This is a genomic window from Acidobacterium sp. S8 (assembly GCF_009765985.1).
In the GTDB taxonomy this organism is placed as follows: Bacteria; Acidobacteriota; Terriglobia; order Terriglobales; family Acidobacteriaceae; genus Alloacidobacterium.
The window spans coordinates 1-17683 of record NZ_LMUM01000025.1 but is presented as its reverse complement, the minus strand read 5'-3'; the positions used below and the strand labels follow the sequence as shown (position 1 = coordinate 17683).

General features: G+C 58.0%; 32 protein-coding genes. All 32 read right to left on the bottom strand.

What is annotated here, in order from left to right:
* Position 1: 1 nt before the first annotated feature.
* Positions 2-481 carry a 50S ribosomal protein L17 gene (gene rplQ / locus GSQ86_RS09370; RefSeq protein WP_158749693.1) on the bottom strand — a complete coding sequence of 160 codons (480 nt, stop codon included), beginning with the start codon at positions 479-481 and terminating at the stop codon, positions 2-4.
* 92 nt (positions 482-573) lie between these two features.
* Positions 574-1674 carry a DNA-directed RNA polymerase subunit alpha gene (locus GSQ86_RS09365; protein ID WP_158749692.1) on the bottom strand — a complete coding sequence of 367 codons (1101 nt, stop codon included), beginning with the start codon at positions 1672-1674 and terminating at the stop codon, positions 574-576.
* Positions 1675-1875: 201 nt separating this feature from the next.
* Positions 1876-2505, bottom strand: a complete 630-nt coding sequence (rpsD, locus tag GSQ86_RS09360; RefSeq protein ID WP_158749691.1) for a 30S ribosomal protein S4 — start codon at positions 2503-2505, stop codon at positions 1876-1878.
* A gap of 126 nt (positions 2506-2631) precedes the next feature.
* Positions 2632-3048: a 30S ribosomal protein S11 gene (rpsK, locus tag GSQ86_RS09355; protein WP_158749690.1), complete on the bottom strand. Its 417-nt coding sequence runs from the start codon at positions 3046-3048 to the stop codon at positions 2632-2634.
* A gap of 2 nt (positions 3049-3050) precedes the next feature.
* Positions 3051-3434, bottom strand: a complete 384-nt coding sequence (gene rpsM, locus GSQ86_RS09350) for a 30S ribosomal protein S13 (RefSeq protein ID WP_158749689.1) — start codon at positions 3432-3434, stop codon at positions 3051-3053.
* A 178-nt stretch (positions 3435-3612) separates the two neighbouring features.
* Entirely contained in the window at positions 3613-3726 is a 114-nt protein-coding gene (gene rpmJ, locus GSQ86_RS09345) for a 50S ribosomal protein L36 (RefSeq protein WP_013581269.1), read from the bottom strand.
* Positions 3727-3746: 20 nt separating this feature from the next.
* On the bottom strand, positions 3747-3965 hold the full coding sequence (infA, locus tag GSQ86_RS09340; protein ID WP_026442745.1) for a translation initiation factor IF-1: 219 nt from the start codon (positions 3963-3965) through the stop codon (positions 3747-3749).
* A 47-nt stretch (positions 3966-4012) separates the two neighbouring features.
* Positions 4013-4765, bottom strand: a complete 753-nt coding sequence (map, locus tag GSQ86_RS09335) for a type I methionyl aminopeptidase (RefSeq protein ID WP_158749688.1) — start codon at positions 4763-4765, stop codon at positions 4013-4015.
* 7 nt (positions 4766-4772) lie between these two features.
* Entirely contained in the window at positions 4773-5489 is a 717-nt protein-coding gene (locus GSQ86_RS09330) for an adenylate kinase (protein WP_254062267.1), read from the bottom strand.
* Positions 5490-6887, bottom strand: a complete 1398-nt coding sequence (gene secY / locus GSQ86_RS09325; RefSeq protein ID WP_158749687.1) for a preprotein translocase subunit SecY — start codon at positions 6885-6887, stop codon at positions 5490-5492.
* Between the two features lie 46 nt (positions 6888-6933).
* On the bottom strand, positions 6934-7374 hold the full coding sequence (gene rplO / locus GSQ86_RS09320; RefSeq protein WP_158749686.1) for a 50S ribosomal protein L15: 441 nt from the start codon (positions 7372-7374) through the stop codon (positions 6934-6936).
* A gap of 101 nt (positions 7375-7475) precedes the next feature.
* Complete coding sequence (gene rpmD / locus GSQ86_RS09315; RefSeq protein ID WP_158749685.1) at positions 7476-7667, bottom strand: 50S ribosomal protein L30; 192 nt, start codon at positions 7665-7667, stop codon at positions 7476-7478.
* A 2-nt stretch (positions 7668-7669) separates the two neighbouring features.
* Positions 7670-8179, bottom strand: coding sequence for a 30S ribosomal protein S5 (gene rpsE / locus GSQ86_RS09310; protein WP_158749684.1), 510 nt, complete (start codon positions 8177-8179; stop codon positions 7670-7672).
* 47 nt (positions 8180-8226) lie between these two features.
* A complete protein-coding gene (gene rplR / locus GSQ86_RS09305) occupies positions 8227-8583 on the bottom strand; it encodes a 50S ribosomal protein L18 (RefSeq protein WP_158749683.1) in 357 nt (118 codons plus the stop codon).
* Between the two features lie 128 nt (positions 8584-8711).
* On the bottom strand, positions 8712-9251 hold the full coding sequence (rplF, locus tag GSQ86_RS09300) for a 50S ribosomal protein L6 (RefSeq protein WP_158749682.1): 540 nt from the start codon (positions 9249-9251) through the stop codon (positions 8712-8714).
* 10 nt (positions 9252-9261) lie between these two features.
* Positions 9262-9429 (bottom strand): hypothetical protein, encoded by a 168-nt coding sequence (locus GSQ86_RS09295; RefSeq protein WP_158749681.1) that lies wholly within the window; start codon positions 9427-9429, stop codon positions 9262-9264.
* Entirely contained in the window at positions 9429-9827 is a 399-nt protein-coding gene (gene rpsH / locus GSQ86_RS09290) for a 30S ribosomal protein S8 (protein ID WP_158749680.1), read from the bottom strand. Before rpsH ends, GSQ86_RS09295 begins: the two co-directional genes overlap by 1 nt.
* Before the next feature lie 127 nt (positions 9828-9954).
* Positions 9955-10140 (bottom strand): type Z 30S ribosomal protein S14, encoded by a 186-nt coding sequence (locus GSQ86_RS09285; RefSeq protein ID WP_158749679.1) that lies wholly within the window; start codon positions 10138-10140, stop codon positions 9955-9957.
* 22 nt (positions 10141-10162) lie between these two features.
* Positions 10163-10711, bottom strand: coding sequence for a 50S ribosomal protein L5 (rplE, locus tag GSQ86_RS09280; RefSeq protein ID WP_158749678.1), 549 nt, complete (start codon positions 10709-10711; stop codon positions 10163-10165).
* Positions 10712-10827: 116 nt separating this feature from the next.
* Complete coding sequence (gene rplX, locus GSQ86_RS09275; protein WP_158749677.1) at positions 10828-11154, bottom strand: 50S ribosomal protein L24; 327 nt, start codon at positions 11152-11154, stop codon at positions 10828-10830.
* Positions 11155-11181: 27 nt separating this feature from the next.
* On the bottom strand, positions 11182-11553 hold the full coding sequence (gene rplN, locus GSQ86_RS09270; protein WP_158749676.1) for a 50S ribosomal protein L14: 372 nt from the start codon (positions 11551-11553) through the stop codon (positions 11182-11184).
* A 110-nt stretch (positions 11554-11663) separates the two neighbouring features.
* Positions 11664-11981, bottom strand: coding sequence for a 30S ribosomal protein S17 (gene rpsQ, locus GSQ86_RS09265; protein ID WP_158749675.1), 318 nt, complete (start codon positions 11979-11981; stop codon positions 11664-11666).
* A 3-nt stretch (positions 11982-11984) separates the two neighbouring features.
* Positions 11985-12263, bottom strand: coding sequence for a 50S ribosomal protein L29 (gene rpmC, locus GSQ86_RS09260; protein WP_158749674.1), 279 nt, complete (start codon positions 12261-12263; stop codon positions 11985-11987).
* A 65-nt stretch (positions 12264-12328) separates the two neighbouring features.
* On the bottom strand, positions 12329-12763 hold the full coding sequence (rplP, locus tag GSQ86_RS09255; RefSeq protein ID WP_158749673.1) for a 50S ribosomal protein L16: 435 nt from the start codon (positions 12761-12763) through the stop codon (positions 12329-12331).
* Between the two features lie 62 nt (positions 12764-12825).
* Entirely contained in the window at positions 12826-13497 is a 672-nt protein-coding gene (gene rpsC / locus GSQ86_RS09250) for a 30S ribosomal protein S3 (RefSeq protein ID WP_158749672.1), read from the bottom strand.
* 16 nt (positions 13498-13513) lie between these two features.
* Complete coding sequence (gene rplV, locus GSQ86_RS09245; RefSeq protein WP_158749671.1) at positions 13514-14029, bottom strand: 50S ribosomal protein L22; 516 nt, start codon at positions 14027-14029, stop codon at positions 13514-13516.
* Positions 14030-14089: 60 nt separating this feature from the next.
* Positions 14090-14377 (bottom strand): 30S ribosomal protein S19, encoded by a 288-nt coding sequence (gene rpsS / locus GSQ86_RS09240; RefSeq protein WP_158749670.1) that lies wholly within the window; start codon positions 14375-14377, stop codon positions 14090-14092.
* Between the two features lie 18 nt (positions 14378-14395).
* Positions 14396-15220: a 50S ribosomal protein L2 gene (gene rplB, locus GSQ86_RS09235; protein ID WP_158749669.1), complete on the bottom strand. Its 825-nt coding sequence runs from the start codon at positions 15218-15220 to the stop codon at positions 14396-14398.
* A 106-nt stretch (positions 15221-15326) separates the two neighbouring features.
* Positions 15327-15620 (bottom strand): 50S ribosomal protein L23, encoded by a 294-nt coding sequence (locus GSQ86_RS09230; protein ID WP_158749668.1) that lies wholly within the window; start codon positions 15618-15620, stop codon positions 15327-15329.
* Positions 15620-16288, bottom strand: coding sequence for a 50S ribosomal protein L4 (gene rplD, locus GSQ86_RS09225; RefSeq protein ID WP_158749667.1), 669 nt, complete (start codon positions 16286-16288; stop codon positions 15620-15622). Before rplD ends, GSQ86_RS09230 begins: the two co-directional genes overlap by 1 nt.
* A gap of 107 nt (positions 16289-16395) precedes the next feature.
* Complete coding sequence (gene rplC / locus GSQ86_RS09220; RefSeq protein ID WP_158749666.1) at positions 16396-17148, bottom strand: 50S ribosomal protein L3; 753 nt, start codon at positions 17146-17148, stop codon at positions 16396-16398.
* Positions 17149-17254: 106 nt separating this feature from the next.
* Entirely contained in the window at positions 17255-17572 is a 318-nt protein-coding gene (gene rpsJ, locus GSQ86_RS09215; RefSeq protein WP_114209006.1) for a 30S ribosomal protein S10, read from the bottom strand.
* Between the last annotated feature and the right edge of the window lie 111 nt (positions 17573-17683).

Here is a 17683-nt window from a genome sequence, read left to right as displayed (position 1 = left end):
ATTAAGCCTGTTCGTTGCCTTCGCCGCCAGCTGCCTGCTGCTCTTCGGCCATAGCCTTCTGCAGCTCTTCACGGCGCTTGGTGCGGGCTTCTGCGCGCTTCTGACGCTTCTCGTCGAGAATCGCCTCCGCTCCGAGCAGCTCGATGAATGCCTTCTCGGCGCCGTCGCCCTTCTGGAAGCCACGGCGCACAATGCGCAGGTAGCCGCCATTGCGGTCGCCGTAGCGCGGGGCCACGGTGTCAAACAGCCGCGTGACTGCATCGCGGGTCTGGAGGTAAGAAAGAGCCTGACGCCGTGCATGCAGGTCGCCCTTCTTGCCCAGGGTGATCAACTTCTCTACGTGAGGCCGCGCTGCCTTCGCCTTGGCGATGGTCGTCTCGACGCGGTCTTCCAGAATGATGGACGTGACCAGGTTGCGCAGCAGAGCGCGGCGGTGGCTGGTGTTGCGTCCGAGTTTGTATCCTGCATTGCGGTGGCGCATGGCAAATCTCTCTTATCTAATTCAGGTCTCAGGAGTCAGGTCACAGGGCACAGTCTTGAATCTGAGACCTGTGCCCTGAGCTCTGTGCCCTGTTAAAAGTTTTCCGTTTCAGACGGCAGCGGAAGATCCGCTTCGTCCAAACCTTCATCATCGTCGTCGTCGAAACGGCCGAAGCTGGCAGCTGCAAGCGTGGCCGAGGGCAGAACGCTCGTCGGTCCCGGCACCGCATTGCCATGTTCGTCAATCTTCATGCCGAGCGAAAGACCCATCTGCGCAAGGATTTCCTTGATCTCGTTCAGGCTCTTGCGTCCGAAGTTCTTGGTCTTCAGCATTTCGGCTTCGGTCTTCTGCACCAGCTCGCCGATGCTCTGGATGTTGGCGTTCTTCAGGCAGTTGTAGCTGCGAACGCTCAGTTCCAGTTCTTCCACCGAGCGATTGAGATTGTCGTTCCGCAGCAGCGGACGGCCATCTTCCGCCTGGGCTTCGGTCTCGATCTCTTCCTCGAAGTTGATGAAGATGCTCATGTGGTCCTTGAGCAGCTTCGCCGCGAGGCCAATCGAATCTGCCGGAACAACGGTACCGTTGGTCCAGACTTCGAGCGTCAGCTTGTCGTAGTCGGTGATCTGACCCAGACGGGCTGCCTCGACCGTGTAGTTCACCTTGCGCACAGGCGAGTGAACCGAATCGACCGGAATGAAACCAATACCGAGGTCGGAGTCGAAGTTCTTGTCAGCGGAGATGTAGCCACGGCCGCGCTTCAGGCGCATTTCCATGTCCAGCTTGCCGCCTTCGCTGACGGTTGCGATATAGACATCCTTGTCGAGAATTTCCACGTCGCCATCGGCTTCGATCATGCCCGAAGTCACCACGCCCGGCTGGTCCGCGCGCAGATACAGCGCCTTCGGGCCTTCGCCGTTCAACTTGAAGGGGATCTGCTTCAAGTTCAGGATGATGTCGGTTGCGTCTTCCACAACTCCAGTGATCGACTGGAACTCGTGCAGTACGCCTTCGATCTTGACTGCGGTCACGGCCGCGCCTTCGATGGACGAAAGCAGCGTGCGGCGCAGTGCATTGCCAATGGTTGTTCCGAAGCCGCGCTCAAAGGGCTGAGCGCTAAACTTCCCGTATTTCTCAGTCAGCGTTTCAGTATCAACCGCTAACCGTTTTGGCTTTTGAAATCCTCTCCAAAGCATATCGATTCGCTCTCCTGACACCGGGCCGCGAAGCATTTTGCAGCGTCGGCGTCTGTTATCTCCGTTGATTAAATTCACCGCATTCGGCGGTGTACATCTTTCGAGTCAAGGACTCGAAAATCTTTTATCCCGAGGAGCTATCTGAAACCCACGTTAGCTTCCGAACGTGGGGCACCCAGATTATGCCCCTCCAAAACTTGATTACTTGCTGTAAAGTTCGACAATCAGCTGCTCGTTCACCGGCAGGTTCACATCCTCGCGCTTCGGCAGCGACAGAATCTTGCCTGACAGGTTCGCATGATCCACTGAAAGCCATGCAGGAGCCGGCTGGTGGCTGGCGAACTCACGCGAGCTCTCGAGCACCGTCATCTTCTGGCTGTTCGGACGAATCTTGATCTCATCGCCAACATTCACCTGGAACGAAGGAATGTTCACCTTGCGGCCATTCACTTCGATGTGTCCGTGACGGACGATCTGGCGGGCCAGACGGCGCGAAGTGGCAAAGCCGAGACGGTAGGCCACGTTGTCCAGGCGGCGCTCAAGCTGCTGAAGGAGCAGTTCGCCGGTGACGCCCTGGGCGCGCGATGCTTTCTCGTAATATGCGCGGAACTGGCCTTCGAGGGTGAAATAGATGCGCTTCGCCTTCTGCTTTTCACGCAGCTGCAGGCCGTAGCCTACGATCTTCGCCTTGCGGTCACGGCCATGCTGGCCGGGGGCGAAGTTGCGCTTCTCAATGGGGCATTTATCGGAAAAGCACTTAGTGCCTTTCAGAAAAAGCTTGGTGCCTTCGCGGCGGCAAAGGCGGCATACTGGTCCGGTGTAACGTGCCAATTCATTTCTCCTAGATTTTCAGGGGCCGACTGGTTTACGCGCTGGCTGCGCTTCGTCCCAGTCCAAACCTTCTTATTTTAACGCATTTTCACCGCGCAGGCGAATACCTGCGCGATGAAGGCGAACTTACACTCTGCGGCGCTTCGGCGGACGGCAGCCGTTGTGCGGAATCGGAGTCGTATCACGGATCGAACGAACTTCAATTCCTGCTGCGGCCAGTGCGCGCACTGCCGATTCGCGGCCCGAACCGGGTCCGGAGACGCGGACATCGACCGAACGCAGACCATGATCGCGCGCCTGGTTGGCGGCATTGATCGCTGCCTGCTGCGCGGCAAACGGAGTGCCCTTACGCGACCCGCGGAAGCCGAGCGAACCCGAGCTCTTCCACGAGATCGTGTTGCCCTGACCGTCGGTGATGGTCACGATGGTGTTGTTGAACGAAGCCTGAATGTAGACCAGACCGTACGGCACATTCTTGCGTTCGCGCTTCTTGAATTTCTTGTTCTTGGTGGCTGCCTTGCCGGCGCCCTGTGCTTTTGCCATGACTAGGTCTTCGTCGCTTTCTTCTTGCCCGCAATCGTGCCCTTACGCGGTCCCTTGCGGGTACGCGCATTGGTGTGGGTACGCTGTCCGCGCACCGGGAGGCTGCGGCGATGCCGCAGTCCACGATAGGACTGGATGTCGATGAGACGCTTAATGTGCATCGAGACGTCTTTGCGCAGGTCGCCTTCGACCTGGCCTTCTTCCTCGATCACCTGGCGGATGCGGTTTACCTCGTCTTCGCCGAGATCCTGGATCTTCTTGAACGGGTCAACGCTCGCAGCTCCAAGGATACGCAGCGCACGCGGGTTCCCGATCCCGAAGATGTAAGTGAGCGCGATTCTTGCCTGCTTGTTGCGGGGCAGATCGACGCCAGCAATACGTGCCATGCTTGTCCTTCTTAAGGTATTCCGGGCAGCTTCACCGCTCGGAACGGTTAGGCTGGACTTGCTTCAGTCCAGCGGTTTTGACAGGCTTTTGTGAATCCTGGGGTTCATCGCAAGCCTTTATGGCTAACTAGCCCCACCACTTGCAGATTCTCGCCTGTCCGTATCAGACGCCTGAGCTTTAGCCCTGGCGCTGCTTGTGTTTTGCGTTCTCGCAGATCACACGCACCACACCACGGCGGTGAATGACCTTGCACTTGTCACAAATCTTCTTTACTGATGCACGAACCTTCATTTGAACTACTCCAATCCTACTTACTTGTAGCGGTAAACGATGCGCCCGCGCGTCAAATCATACGGGCTAAGTTCTACCGCAACCCGGTCTCCCGGGAGAATGCGGATAAAGTTTTTCCGCATGCGGCCTGAGACGTGCGCCAGAACCTGGTGCTTATTCTCAAGCTCAACCTTGAACATGGCATTCGGCAACGTCTCAAGGACAGTTGCCATTACCTCAATCGCGTCTTCCTTCGACAATCCGTATCCCGATTCTGCCCGCCTCTGGCAGGCTTCGCCTCAAAACTTTACTGCGTCAATACCACAGCACCGTTAGCGGTCACTGCCACCGTGTGCTCAAAATGCGCGCTCAAACTTCCGTCTTCCGTGACTGCAGTCCAGCCGTCGCTCAGCACCTGCACACCCGGTTTGCCCGAGTTCACCATCGGCTCAATACAGAAGACCATGCCTTCCCGCAGCTTCAAACCCTGTCCCCGGCGTCCGTAGTTCGGCACCTGCGGATCTTCATGCAGCCTGGTACCGATGCCGTGCCCAACAAACTCCCGCACTACGCTGAAGCCGTCAGCTTCGACCACTTCCTGCACCGCAGCGCCGATATCGCCCAGGTAAGCGCCAATTTTTACAGCGCGGATACCGCTTTCGAGCGATGCCTTCGTCACATCCAGAAGGCGCTGCGTCTTCGGCGCAATCTTCTCACCTACCGGCACGGTGATCGCCGAATCACCATAAAACCCATCGATAATCACGCCCGTGTCAATCGAAACAATGTCGCCATCGCGCAATACACGACTCGCCGACGGAATTCCGTGAACCACTTCGCTATTCACCGACGTGCACAGCACCGCGGGATATCCGTGATAACCCTTGAATGCCGGTGTTGCTCCCAACTCAGCGATCTTTGCTGCAGCTTCATTCTCAAGATCCATCGTGCTTGCACCCGGCTTCACGAAGCCACGCACATAATCCAGGATCTCTCGAACTACCGCTCCGCTACGCCGCATCTTCTCTACTTCCTGCGGCGTTTTAATCATGATCGCCATCAGCCGGTTATCCTCTTAAACGCAGAACAGCAGCCATCACTGCGGCTGCAACTGCGTCCACCGGCTGTTCTCCGTCCACTTCGTCAAAGCGTCCCAGAGCACGATAATGCTCCACGACCGGAGCCGTCAGCGACTCATAGGTCCGCATCCGCTCCTCAAAAACTTCTTCTGTGTCGTCTGAGCGCCGCGTCAAAGGCGTACCGTCGAGGTCACAAAGCTCGTCAACCTTCGGCGGCTGCAAGTAGATGTTGTAAATACTCTTGCAGACTGGACAGCTGCGCCTGCCGGTAATACGGCGCAGTAATTGAGTATATCCTACTTGGATGCTTACAGCAATGACCGGTAGGCTGCCCCTCTGCGCGGCAAGATGGCCATCCAGCCACTCAGCTTGGCCCAAAGTCCGCGGAAACCCATCCAGAATGTAGCCGTTAGCTGTATCCGGCTGCAAAAGTCGCGCCGCAACCATCTCATTCACAAGCTCGTCCGGAACCAGTTCGCCGCGATCCATGAGGATCTTAGCCTTTTTCCCCAGCTCAGCCCCGCCTGCGACGTTGGCGCGGAGAATATCTCCGGTTGAGATCTGCGGAATCGCCCAGGCGGCCATAATTTCCTTAGCCTGAGTACCTTTACCAACTCCGGGAGCTCCTAACAGAAGAATCGGACCGGGGACGATGCGAATGACTTTTCCGTCCTCGGTCCGTTTCTCGATGACTGCTACTGCCACTTACCAGGCCCGCCTTCCGCGAATACGTCCGCTGCGCGGCGAGAAGCCTTCATAGTGGCGCATGATCAGCTGAGATTCCACCTGGTTGACCGTATCCATGGCTACGCCGACCACGATCAGCAGCGACGTTCCACCGAAGTAGAAGTTGAAGCCCAGACCGTTCGTCACCCACAACGGCAGGCGCTCGAACATCGGGCCTACCAGGAATAGATGGTTCAGATGGATACCGCTGATAAGAATCTGCGGGATGATCGAAATGATGATCAGGTACAGTGCGCCGACCAGAGTAATGCGGGTCAGAATGTCGTTGATGTAATCCGAGGTGCGCTTGCCGGGACGGATACCGGGAATGAAGCCGCCGTACTTGCGCATATTGTCTGCAATGTCATCCGGACGGAAGACAATCGAGATATAGAAATATGCGAAGAAGACAATGGCGACAATGTACAGCAATTCGTACCAGGGCTCGCCTGCATGCAGCGCGTCAAATACGCGCGTAAGGAAAGCGCTGTTGCGCACAAATGCAGCCTGTGAAAAGAGCAGCGGGGCCGACAGCACCGAAGCCGCAAAGATAACCGGCATAACGCCGCCGGAGTTGACCTTGAGTGGCAGGTGCGTCGATTGGCCGCCCATCAGCCTGCGTCCGACAATGCGCTTGGCATACTGCACCGGAATGCGCCGCTCGCTGCGCTCGACGTAGACGATGAAGGCCACGACAGCAATCATGGCTACGACAAGAAGAACCAGCGCTGGAACCGTGAATGCGCCAAACTTCTCGGTGCGTGCCGTCTCAACCAGCTCCTCAATAGCGCGTGGCAAGCCTACGACGATACCAGCGAAGATCAGCAAGCTCATGCCATTGCCGATGCCGCGATCGGTGATCTGCTCACCGAGCCACATGATGAAGGCCGTGCCAGTCGTCAGCGTCAGGACCGTCATGATGACGAAACCGGGTCCAGGGTTAAGTACCAGCTGTAGTCCGCCCGAGCCGTGCAACAGGGTCAGCGCAATGGCCAGCGACTGCACGATGCCGAGGACGACGGTTACGTAACGTGTCCACTGCGTAATCTTCCTGCGGCCCAGCTCACCTTCTTTTTGAAGGCGGGCCAGCGGCTCATAGACCACGGTCAGCAACTGGAAGATGATCGACGCCGTGATGTACGGCATAATACCCAGCGCAAACACGGTCAAGCGGCGCAGGTTGCCGCCGCTGAACAGGTTGACCAGGCCCAAGGCGCTGCCACTCTGTGAATCGAAGAAGTGCTCAAGTGCCGTCGCGTTGACACCGGGGGTAGGAATAAAGGCGCCAAGACGGTAGACGGCAAGCATCGCCATCGTGAAGAGAACCCGCTTACGCAGGTCAGGAACGCGGAAGATATTGGCGAATTTTTCAAACATGAAGAGTCGGATTCCCGGATGGCCCTCTTCCCGAGGGCCTCTCGTCTTACGCTACCAGAATAGCCTTGCCGCCGGCCTTCTCGATTTTCTCCTGTGCGGATTTCGAGAATTTGTGCGCATGCACGGTGATCGCCGCGGTGAGCTCGCCATTACCCAGAATCTTAAGCAGCCCTTCGTTCTTCTTCAGCAGCCCCTTGGCGGAAAAGAATTCGATGGTCAGCTCGTTCTCGCCCAGCTCGGCGAGACGGTCCAGGTTCAGGACGGTGTATTCCGTGCGGAAGATGTTGGTGAAGCCGCGCTTCGGCAAACGGCGGTGCAACGGCATCTGGCCGCCTTCAAAACCGCGCATCAGGCTCGAACCCGAACGGGACCCCTGTCCCTTGTGTCCACGGGTGGAGGTTTTGCCGTGTCCGGAGCCCATACCACGGCCGACGCGCTTTTTGTTCCGATTCGCCTTCTTCGGCGCTCTAAGACTGGAAAGATTCATGATGTCCTCGCTATACGCCGGTCAGGCTTGCCCTGACCGACTCGCATTTATGACGGCTGTGCCGCTTAAGTTTTACGCCGAAGGCGTCGCCGCCTGAACGGCTAGTTCTCTACAATTCTAACAAGGTGGGGAACAGTCTTCACCATGCCGCGAATCGAGGGAGTATCCTCACGCTCGACGATCTGGTTCAGGCGCGTAAAGCCGAGGCCCTTGACGACCCTCTTGTGCTTGAACGGAGCCTGAATGGACGAGCGGTAGTACTGAATTTTGATCTTCGCTTGAGTTTCTGCCATGACTATAACTCCTGTACCTGCTTGCCGCGAAGCGCCGCCACTTCCGCGCGGTCGCGCAGTTGGACGAGAGCGTCAAACGTAGCCTTGATGACGTTGTGCGGATTCGCCGTGCCCAGGCTCTTGGTCAGAACATTCTGCACACCAGCCGAGGTCATTACCGCGCGCACTGCGCCGCCTGCGATCACGCCTGTACCTTCGGGAGCCGGCTTCAACAGCACGTGGCCCGAACCGAAGCGGCCCAGCACCTGGTGCGGAATCGTGGTCTGCGTCAGGTTGATGCGGACCAGGTTCTTCTTGGCCGCTTCAATACCCTTGCGGATCGCCTGCGGCACTTCCTTCGCCTTGCCCGAGCCGTATCCCACCACGCCGGCACCGGGATCGCCTACGACGACCAGCGCGGCAAAGGACATGTTCTTGCCGCCCTTGACCACCTTGGTCACGCGGTTGATCGCAACAACCTGATCCTTCAGGTTGAACTGCCCGGCATCCAGTTTCTTTTTCAGTGTTGCCATTCGCTTCCTGATTTCCTTCTGGCCGGCCTTACGCCGCGCCTAAACACTTAGAATTCGAGACCTGCTTCGCGCGCCGCATCGGCCAGAGCCTTGATGCGTCCGTGATACAGATAGCCGCCGCGATCGAACACAACCTTCTTGATGCCCTTTTCCTGCGCGCGCTCAGCCACCAGCTTGCCGACTTCCTTGGCCGCGGAGACGTTGCCGCCGGTCTTCAGCTTCGAAGCCTTGCTCGATGCCGATACCACGGTGATGCCCTTGCCGTCGTCAATAACCTGGGCATAGATGTGGTTCAGTGAGCGGTACACATTCAGGCGCGGACGCTCTGTTGTGCCAGCAACCTTGGCGCGGATGCGGTCATGGATGCGCTGGCGAATTTCATTTCTGTTTCTCTGCGAAATCATTCTCGTCTTCCTTCCTAATAGCGGAGCCGCCTTGCGGCCCCGTTCGGTTTCAATTCGTTTTGTCCAGAGATCCTTCGCGCTAGGCGCTCAGGATAGCCGCGCGAGGCTCAGACGCCTCGCAAACGCGGCTACTTCGCTCCGGTCTTACCAACCTTCTTCTTCAGCTTCTCGTCGGAGTAGCGCACACCCTTGTTCTTGTAGGGATCCGGCTTGCGCAGCGAACGCATATCGGCGGCCACCTGGCCGACCTTCTGGCGATCGATGCCGCTCACCGTTACGCGCGTTTGCTTCGGATCGATCGTTGCCGTAATGCCGGTAGGCAGCGGGAACTCAATCTGATGCGAATAGCCAAGAGTGAACACGACCGTATCCTTGCCCTTGAGCTCGGCGCGGTAACCGATGCCGACAATATCCAGATCCTTAGACCAGCCCTTGGTCACGCCTTCGACGGCGTTGAAAACCAGTGCGCGGGTCAAGCCATGCACGGCAGCCTGCGACTCATTCTCACGGCTGGCGATGATGTGGCCGTCCTTGGTCTCAAGCTTGATACCGGAAGGAATCACCTGCTCGACCTTGCCCTTCGGGCCTTCTACGACGATGGTGTTGCCGTTGACGGTGTACTTCACACCCTGCGGCAACGGAATCGGCTGTTTTCCAATACGCGACATTTCTAATCCTTTATGGCTTGCGAGTCCCGCCCGGAATTTCAATTCCGTAGCGTTCCACTGCAGCCCGCGAGTTTTTGCTCGCATATTTCAGCACTACATACGCGCCAACGGCGCGGCTAAAACATCCGCGATCGGCAGGTATGGCGCCAAAGGCGCGCCCGCCCGATGCGGCCAGCATCACCAGACTTCGCAGAGAATCTCGCCGCCTACGCCTTCTTTGCGAGCCTGGCGACCGGTCATGACGCCGCGAGGCGTGGTCATGATGCTGATGCCAAGTCCACCCTGCACACGCTTGATCTCATCGCGGCCGATGTAAACACGGCAACCGGGGCGCGATACGCGAGAGAGGTCACGGATAGCAGCTTCGTTATTGGCGCCATATTTCAGGTAGACGCGCAGCACGTTGCGGCCATTCTCTTCAGCGGCCTTGTAGTTGGCGATATAGCCCTCTTCCTTCAGAATGCGGGCGATCTCGGTCTTCAGTTTCGAGGCCGGAACATCCAGCTTCTGGTGGCGCGCACGGATGGAGTTGCGCAGGCGCGTCAGGAAATCTGCTACTGGATCGGTAAAGCTCATCGTTTCTCCTTCATCCCCCGTTCGCTCTGCTTCTCAGAGAACCTGCGGGAATGTCTATGCGTTGCGCATGGTGCAGCAACGCGAATTTGTTAGGCGCCGAAGGCGCGAGTCGCTGGACGCGTATTCCTTACCAGGAAGACTTCACTACGCCGGGGATCTCTCCCTTGAGCGCCAGCTGACGGAAGCACAGGCGGCAGACGCCAAACTTGCGCAGATAAGCGCGCGGGCGTCCGCACAGCTTGCAGCGATTGTGCTGGCGGCTGGAAAATTTCGGCTTGCGGGCGTCTTTTACCCTTTTTGCTGTCGTTGCCATAATCTAAAGTCCTCTAACTTCCTTACGCCGTCTGGCGGAACGGGATGCCGAACTGCTTCAGCAGCGCGCGCGCCGAGTTGTCGTCCTTGGCCGAAGTCACAATCGTGACATTCATGCCCTTCAGCTTTTCGACCTTCGAATAGTCGATCTCAGCAAAGATCAGCTGATCGCGCAGGCCAAGCGTATAGTTGCCGCGTCCGTCAAAGCTCTTGGTCGAAACGCCGCGGAAATCACGCACGCGGGGCAGCGCCACAGAGATCAGGCGGTCAAGAAATTCGTACATCGCTTCGCCGCGCAAAGTGACCATCGCGCCAATCGACATGCCTTCGCGCACTTTGAAGGCGGCGATCGACTTCTTCGCCTTCGTCAGTACCGGCTTCTGTCCGGTGATCGAGGCGAGATCGCCAACGAGCGGATCGATCAGCTTGTTGTTCTGCGTCGCTTCGCCCAGACCCATGTTCAGAACGATCTTTTCCAGACGCGGAACCGCCATCGTGTTCTCAAGGCCCAGCTCCTTCTGGAGTGCCGCCCTGATTTCCTGGTTGTACTTCTCTTTCAGTCTTGCTGCCATTGCCTTTTCTCTTTTCTTCTCCGGTCTTCGGAGTGGCTTGTGAGCCGTGTACCGTTACGGAGGGGATTCAATTTGGGACTTGCCGTCCAGGCAATCGCGCCTTGCGGCGCAAAAGCTTATTTCTTCTTCGTTGCCAGCGTCTGATCGCACTTCTTGCAGAAGCGAACTTTCTTGTCGCCCTCAAACTTGAAGCCGATGCGGGTAGGCCCACAGTCCGGGCAGACCACGGCAACATTCGAGATGTGCAGTGGAGCTTCCTGTTCTGCAATGCCGCCCTTGATGTTCCGCTGCGGATTCGGGCGGACATTCTTCTTGATCATCCGCACATGCTCGACCAGTACGCGGTTCTCGTCTGCCAGGACACGCAGAACGCGGCCACGCTTGCCCCTGTCGCTGCCTGCGATCACTTCCACCGTGTCATTGCGCTGTATGTTCAAACTCATAGGATTCCCTTTACCTGCCGGGCCGAATTAAAGAACTTCGGGAGCCAGCGAAACAATCTTCAGAAACTTCTTCTCACGCAGCTCGCGAGCCACCGGCCCGAAAACGCGTGTTCCCACCGGCTCACCGGCTTCGTTGATCAGCACGGCAGCGTTCGAATCGAAGCGGATGTAGGTTCCATCGCGACGGCGCGTTTCCTTGCGCGTGCGAACCACCACAGCCTTCACCACTTTGCCCTTCTTCACCTGGCCATCCGGCGAGGCTTCCTTCACCGCAGCTGTGATGACATCGCCAAGACCGGCCTTCTTGCCGCTTGCGCCACCCAGCGGCAGAATCATTTGCAGCTTGCGGGCGCCGGAGTTATCGGCTACCTCAAGCATAGTTCTCATCTGCACTGCCATCGTAATCTCTACCTTTCAGGGCCCCGCGGTAAACCGCTCCACCCTCTTGCTATGCTCGCGCGATTCCGGCGCTCGCTCCGCAATTCACCCGCACAAAATTCGTGCGGCTATTACTCAGCAACCGGCGCGGCAGCTGCTTCTGCCTGTGCCAGCGCAGAGCGGCGGACAATCTCTTCCAACTGCCAGCGCTTCAGCTTGCTCAACGGACGAGTCTCGCGGATGCGGACCACATCGCCCACGCGCGCCGAGTTCTGTTCGTCATGCGCATAGAACTTCTTGCTGCTCTTCACGATGCGCTTATACTTCGGGTGCGCCTTGCGCATCTCTACTTCCACCACGATGGTCTTCTGCATCTTGGTCGAAACGACCTGACCGACCTTCTCGTTGCGGCGCGATTCTACTGTGGCTTCGCTCTGTACATCTGCCATGGCTTAGCGAGCCTCCTTCTTCTTTGTCGTCTTCTTGGCCTTCGCGGACTTGACCGGCGCAGCGGATTCAGCCTTCGGGGCCTCGCCATGCAGCTTCAGCTCGCGCTCGCGCGTGATCGTCTTGATGCGGGCAATGTCCTTCTTCAGCTCGCGCAGCTTCTTCACGCCTTCGTTCTGGCCGAGCTTGATCTGAAAGCGCAGGCGAAACAGCTGTTCAGCCGCCTTGTGCTCCTCGACATTCAGCTCGCTGTCGCTCAGGTTGCGAATCTTTTCCAGTTCCATCTCTTCTTCTCTCCGGGACAGCGGTCACAATCTGCAACCGAGTCTCCCTGAATATCTCTCTCGCCTTACTTCGCCGCGACTACGGCCTTCACCGTATGACGCTGCACGAAGCGCGTCTTGAGCGGCAGCTTGTTTGACGCCAGACGCATGGCTTCCTGCGCCACTTCCGGCGCTACGCCTTCCATCTCGAACAGGATCTTGCCCGGACGAACGACCGCGGACCAGTGGTCGAGCGCGCCCTTGCCGGAACCCATTCGGACTTCGGCCGGCTTCTTCGTGACTGGCTTGTCCGGGAAAACCCGCAGCCAAACCTTGCCGCCGCGCTTGATGAAGCGCGTCATGGCAATACGGCTGGCTTCGATCTGACGGTCGGTGATGTAACCGCACTCCATGACCTTCAGGCCGAAGTCGCCGAACGACAGCTCGGAGCCGCGCCATGCCTTACCGCGCATCTTGCCCTTCTGCTGCTTCCGATACTTGACCTTCTTTGGCATCAACATAATGAAACCCTCAATCGTTGCCGGCTTTTGAGCCGGCTCAATTTCTTACTTCGGCCGTCAGTTTAGAAAACCGACGTGCCCACCGCAGCCTGGGGCTCGCGCCGTTTCTGCTGGTAAATATCTCCGCGATAGATCCACGTCTTCACGCCGATGATGCCGTAGGTGGTGTGTGCTTCGGCAAAACCGTAGTCGATGTCCGCGCGCAGCGTGTGCAGCGGCAGACGTCCCTGCAGATACCACTCGGAACGCGCGATTTCGTTGCCGTTCAGGCGGCCCGAAACGCGAACCTTGATACCCTTGCAGCCGAAACGCAGAGCCGAATCCACAGCCTTGCGCATGGCGCGGCGGAAGCCGACACGCTTCTCAAGCTGCAGAGCGATGTTCTCGGCCACCAACTGAGCGTCAAGCTCAGGCTTGTTGACTTCGAGAATATCGATGAAGACTTCGCGGTTGGTGCGCTTCTGCAACTCAACCTTGAGCTTCTCGATCTCGGCGCCCTTGCGGCCGATGATGATGCCCGGACGCGCGGTGCGGATGATGATCCGAAGCTTGTTGCCTGGACGCTCGACTTCAACTGAGCTGACGCCGGCGGCCTTCAGCTTGTCCTTGAGCTCGCGCTTCAGGTTCACATCTTCGATAAGCAGCTTGTCATAGTCGCGCTCAGTGAACCAGCGTGAGCGCCACGGCTTGTTGATGCCGAGCCGAAATCCGTAAGGATGGACTTTCTGTCCCATAGTTTCCTCTAATCCCCTACTTCGCTGCCTTCTTGGCAGGCGTTTTCTTTGCCGCAGGCTTCTTGGTTGCAGTCTTCTTGGCTGCGGCCTTCTTTGCGGGAGCTTTTTTCTTGGCAGGCTTGGTCGCTGCAGACGCTTCCGCGTCTACCTTCTGGACCAGGCCTTCCTGCGAACGCTCGGCCACAGAAATGATGATGTGGGCCAGACGGCGCTGATACCGGTACGCGCGACCCATCGGAGCCGGGCGAATACGCTTCATGCGCGGGCCTTCGTTCGCGATCGCATTCTTGACGTAGAGATTGTCCACATCCACGTCGAGCCCTTGTTCCTGGCTCAGATAGTTGGCGTTCTGGAGCGCCGAGCGCAGCACCTTCTCGACCAGCGGCGCGACCGACTTCTTGGTGAACGCCACCGTGTTCAGTGCTTCTTCCACGCGGCGGCCCTTAATCAGATCGAGCACCAGCCGCGCCTTTTGCGGCGATACCCGCTGAAACTTGGCTTCAGCCCGAAATTCCCGTGTGTCCAATTGCATTGGCTTGCCTCAAATCCTTCTAAAAAACTCTATGCGCGCCACACTGGAGCGCAAAATCTCTTACCGCGGCTTTGCCGAAGACTCGGCAGCCTTCGCCGAGTGGCCCTTGAACGTGCGCGTTGCCGCAAACTCACCCAGCTTGTGCCCCACCATGTTCTCGGTCACATAGACCGGCACAAACTTCTTGCCGTTGTGTACCGCGATCGTGTGCCCGACAAAGTCGGGGTGGATCGTCGAGCGGCGCGACCAGGTGCGGACAACTTTCTTATCGTTCGCCTGGTTCAGCGCATCAATCTTCACCGTCAGGTGCGTATCAATAAACGGGCCTTTTTTCGTCGACCGTGCCATCAGAGATCCTCTTAATCCTTATTTGCTGCGGCGGCTGACGATGAATGCGTCGGTCCGCTTGTTGTTACGCGTCTTGTAGCCGCGTGTCGGCTGGCCCCACGGAGTCACCGGGTGACGTCCGCCTGAGGTCTTGCCTTCACCACCGCCGTGCGGGTGATCGACCGGGTTCATGGACACACCGCGGTTGGTCGGGCGGATACCCTTCCAGCGGTTGCGTCCGGCCTTGCCGATGGTCACGTTTTCGTGATCGGTGTTGCCCACCTGGCCAACCGTCGCCATGCACTCTACCAGCACCTTGCGGGTTTCGCCGGAAGGCAGCTTCAACAGCGCGTAGTCGCCTTCTTTTGCAACCAGCTGCGCCGATGAACCGGCCGAGCGCACCATCTGCGCACCCTTGCCCGGACGAAGCTCCACATTGTGCACCGTCGTACCGGCAGGAATATTCTTGAGCGGCAGCGCATTGCCGACGAGGATGTCGGCCTCAGGGCCGCTCATCACCGTCTGGCCAACCTTCAGGCCAACCGGCTGAATGATGTAGCGCTTCTCACCGTCCTCGTAGCTGATCAACGCGATCCGCGAAGAGCGGTTCGGATCGTATTCGATCGTCGCCACCTTGCCCGGCACGCCGTACTTGTCACGCTTGAAGTCAATCAGGCGAAGCTTCTGCTTGTGGCCGCCACCGTGGTGACGGATGGTCAGGTCGCCCGAGTTGCGGCGTCCGCCGGTACGCTGCTTAATGGTCAACAGCGGTTTATACGGCTTATCCGTCGTGATGTCGTCATTCACCAGCGTGGTCTTGAACCGCAGCGATGGTGTGATCGGTCTGTATGTCTTGATCGGCATCGTTATCTTCTCTCTCGCCGCCGGCTCACTTTCACCGGCGTTTGCCCAGATAATTTATTCCTGAGCAGCAATCAATCTTCTTACTGAACCTGGGTCCGTCTTCCGACTACAGGTTGTTCACGTAATCCGGCATCTTCTCGCCCGACCGGAGGCGCACATACGCCTTCTTCCAGTCCGGACGGAAACCGGCAAACTTACCGCGACGACGCTCTTTTCCAACAACGTTCGCCGTGCGTACCGCGGAAACCTTCACCTTGAAGAGAGCCTCAACCGCCTGCTTCACTTCGGTCTTGGTCGCCTTGGCGGCCACTTCGAACACCAGGGTGTTCTCGGTTTCCTTGACGCCCAAACCTTTTTCGGTGATCAGCGGGCGGCGAATGACTGTATAGGTTGTCGGCATTAGGCCACCTCCGCCTTTCTACGCTTTGAAACCGTCTTCTTCAGAGCTTCCTGCAGCTGCTCGAGTGCGGGCCGTGAGAAGATCGCGCGCTCGTAGCGCAGCAGATCGTACGGATGCACTTCGTTGTTCAGCATCAGCTCGACGCCCTTCAGGTTGCGTGCGCCCAGAACAACATTCGGGCTCAGCTCCTTGCCATTCTCGACCAGCAGAGCGGTCTTCTTGACTTCGAGCTTGTTGAGCGCCTGACGGTACAGCTTCGTCTTCGCTTCCTTCAGCTCAAAGCTCTCGACCACTGTCAGCTTGCCATCCTGCAGCTTTGCAGCAAGCGCGGAGCGCAGCGCGCCCAGCAGCTTCTTCTTGGGGAAGGCATAGTCATAGGAGCGGGGCTGCGGTCCGTGAACCGTGCCGCCATGCCGCCACAGGGGCGAACGCACTGAGCCGACACGCGCACGGCCTGTGCCCTTCTGCTTCCAGAGCTTCTTGCCCGAACCGGAGACCAGCTTGCGATTCTTGGTCGCAGCCGTTCCCTGCCGCAGCGCCGCACGGTAGTGCTTCACCGCTTCCCACAGAAGCGCCTCGTTTACCTCGCTCGGCGCAAAGACTTCGTCAGCCAGCTCAAGCGAGCCAACCTTCTGTCCACCGAGATCGAATACGTCAATGTTTGCCATCGTTTTTCTCTTTCAAGCCCGAGACTCTCATCCCAGCTCTCAATACCTGTAAACCGCTAACCATGATTTGGCGCCTGTTAGGGCGCGTATCGCTGGACGCGCAGTCCCTATTTCTTCTTACCCGAAGCCTTCTTCGAAGCCTTCAGCGGATCGACCGTGCCCGAACCAGCAAACCCACGACGCTCGCGCGGCGGAGCCTTTGCCTTCGAGATCAGCACATAGCCATCGCGAGGACCGGGTACTGCTCCCTCGACCATGATCAGGTTCTCGTCGAGATCAATCCCGCGAATACGCAGGTTGCGAACCGTCACGCGATCCACGCCCATGTGGCCCGGCATGCGCTGCCCGGGAAACACACGCGAAGGAAACGACGATGCACCGATCGAACCCTGCACCTGGAACATGTGTCCGTGCGACTTGGGACCGCCACCGAAGTTATGGCGGCGAACAACACCGGCAAACCCACGGCCCTTGCTCGTTCCCACCACATCGACATACTTCTCATCAGAGAAGATATCGACCAGAACCTTATCGCCAGCCTTCACCACGCCATTCGAAGCTTCTTCGCCGTCTCCGGACTTCTTCGCGGCTCTGAGCTCGACCGGAACTTCCTTCACAAGCTTGACCGGAGGAACATTGTTCTTGGCGAAGTGGCCAGCCTGCGGTTTGGTCACCTTCGAGGCCTTCACAAACTCGACCAGGCCAATCTGCGCCGCGTCGTAGCCGTCCTTCGCAGCCGTCTTCAGCTGCGTAATCACGCAAGGACCAGCCTGCAGGACAGTGATCGGGTGAACTTCACCCTTCTCATCAAACACTTGCGTCATGCCGATCTTCTTGCCTAAAATCCCTGTAACTGCCATCGTCTTCTCTCCCCATCATGTCTGCGCTGTTTCCGCAGCCACTGAAGGTTTCTTACTAGCCGTTATTCTCGAGCGCCGCAAGGCGCAATCGCCTGGACGGCCAGTCCTACTTCTCGAAAGCCTTGATCTCGACATCCACACCGGCGGGAAGATCGAGCTTCATCAGAGCATCGACCGTCTGCTGGGTCGGCTCAAGGATGTCGATCAGCCGCTTGTGCGTGCGAATCTCAAACTGCTCACGCGATTTCTTGTCGACGTGCGGCGAACGCAGCACGCAATACTTGTTCTTGATCGTCGGCAACGGAATCGGCCCGGCTACCTGTGCACCCGTACGCTTCGCGGTATCTACAATCTCGCCCGTCGAAGTGTCGAGCACCCGGTAGTCATAAGCCTTGAGCCGAATGCGAATTCTCTGTCCAACCATGAGCTTCGTTTCTTTCTTCGCCGGAGAACCTCAGTTCTCCGGCGAATTAAATTTGTCCTTAGTTCAAAATCTCAGTGATGGTGCCGGCGCCTACGGTGCGTCCGCCTTCAC

Coding starts and splice junctions, on each gene's coding strand:
- GSQ86_RS09295 (WP_158749681.1), bottom strand. CDS start 9,429: ATGCTGGCCGCATCGGGCGGGCGCGCCTTTGGCGCCATACCTGCCGAT.
- rpsS (WP_158749670.1), bottom strand. CDS start 14,377: ATGGCACGGTCGACGAAAAAAGGCCCGTTTATTGATACGCACCTGACG.
- rplF (WP_158749682.1), bottom strand. CDS start 9,251: ATGTCGCGTATTGGAAAACAGCCGATTCCGTTGCCGCAGGGTGTGAAG.
- map (WP_158749688.1), bottom strand. CDS start 4,765: ATGGCGATCATGATTAAAACGCCGCAGGAAGTAGAGAAGATGCGGCGT.
- rpsE (WP_158749684.1), bottom strand. CDS start 8,179: ATGGCAACACTGAAAAAGAAACTGGATGCCGGGCAGTTCAACCTGAAG.
- rpsH (WP_158749680.1), bottom strand. CDS start 9,827: ATGAGCTTTACCGATCCAGTAGCAGATTTCCTGACGCGCCTGCGCAAC.
- rpmJ (WP_013581269.1), bottom strand. CDS start 3,726: ATGAAGGTTCGTGCATCAGTAAAGAAGATTTGTGACAAGTGCAAGGTC.
- rplP (WP_158749673.1), bottom strand. CDS start 12,763: ATGTTGATGCCAAAGAAGGTCAAGTATCGGAAGCAGCAGAAGGGCAAG.
- rplX (WP_158749677.1), bottom strand. CDS start 11,154: ATGAGTTTGAACATACAGCGCAATGACACGGTGGAAGTGATCGCAGGC.
- rplE (WP_158749678.1), bottom strand. CDS start 10,711: ATGGCAGCAAGACTGAAAGAGAAGTACAACCAGGAAATCAGGGCGGCA.
- rplD (WP_158749667.1), bottom strand. CDS start 16,288: ATGGCAAACATTGACGTATTCGATCTCGGTGGACAGAAGGTTGGCTCG.
- rplV (WP_158749671.1), bottom strand. CDS start 14,029: ATGCAATTGGACACACGGGAATTTCGGGCTGAAGCCAAGTTTCAGCGG.
- rpmC (WP_158749674.1), bottom strand. CDS start 12,263: ATGGAACTGGAAAAGATTCGCAACCTGAGCGACAGCGAGCTGAATGTC.
- rplB (WP_158749669.1), bottom strand. CDS start 15,220: ATGCCGATCAAGACATACAGACCGATCACACCATCGCTGCGGTTCAAG.
- secY (WP_158749687.1), bottom strand. CDS start 6,887: ATGTTTGAAAAATTCGCCAATATCTTCCGCGTTCCTGACCTGCGTAAG.
- GSQ86_RS09365 (WP_158749692.1), bottom strand. CDS start 1,674: ATGCTTTGGAGAGGATTTCAAAAGCCAAAACGGTTAGCGGTTGATACT.
- rplO (WP_158749686.1), bottom strand. CDS start 7,374: ATGAATCTTTCCAGTCTTAGAGCGCCGAAGAAGGCGAATCGGAACAAA.
- rplQ (WP_158749693.1), bottom strand. CDS start 481: ATGCGCCACCGCAATGCAGGATACAAACTCGGACGCAACACCAGCCAC.
- rplR (WP_158749683.1), bottom strand. CDS start 8,583: ATGATTTCGCAGAGAAACAGAAATGAAATTCGCCAGCGCATCCATGAC.
- GSQ86_RS09285 (WP_158749679.1), bottom strand. CDS start 10,140: ATGGCAACGACAGCAAAAAGGGTAAAAGACGCCCGCAAGCCGAAATTT.
- rplC (WP_158749666.1), bottom strand. CDS start 17,148: ATGGCAGTTACAGGGATTTTAGGCAAGAAGATCGGCATGACGCAAGTG.
- rpsM (WP_158749689.1), bottom strand. CDS start 3,434: ATGGCACGTATTGCTGGCGTCGATCTGCCCCGCAACAAGCAGGCAAGA.
- rpsQ (WP_158749675.1), bottom strand. CDS start 11,981: ATGGCAGATGTACAGAGCGAAGCCACAGTAGAATCGCGCCGCAACGAG.
- rpsJ (WP_114209006.1), bottom strand. CDS start 17,572: ATGGTTGGACAGAGAATTCGCATTCGGCTCAAGGCTTATGACTACCGG.
- GSQ86_RS09230 (WP_158749668.1), bottom strand. CDS start 15,620: ATGCCGACAACCTATACAGTCATTCGCCGCCCGCTGATCACCGAAAAA.
- rplN (WP_158749676.1), bottom strand. CDS start 11,553: ATGGCAGTGCAGATGAGAACTATGCTTGAGGTAGCCGATAACTCCGGC.
- rpmD (WP_158749685.1), bottom strand. CDS start 7,667: ATGGCAGAAACTCAAGCGAAGATCAAAATTCAGTACTACCGCTCGTCC.
- rpsK (WP_158749690.1), bottom strand. CDS start 3,048: ATGGCAAAAGCACAGGGCGCCGGCAAGGCAGCCACCAAGAACAAGAAA.
- rpsC (WP_158749672.1), bottom strand. CDS start 13,497: ATGGGACAGAAAGTCCATCCTTACGGATTTCGGCTCGGCATCAACAAG.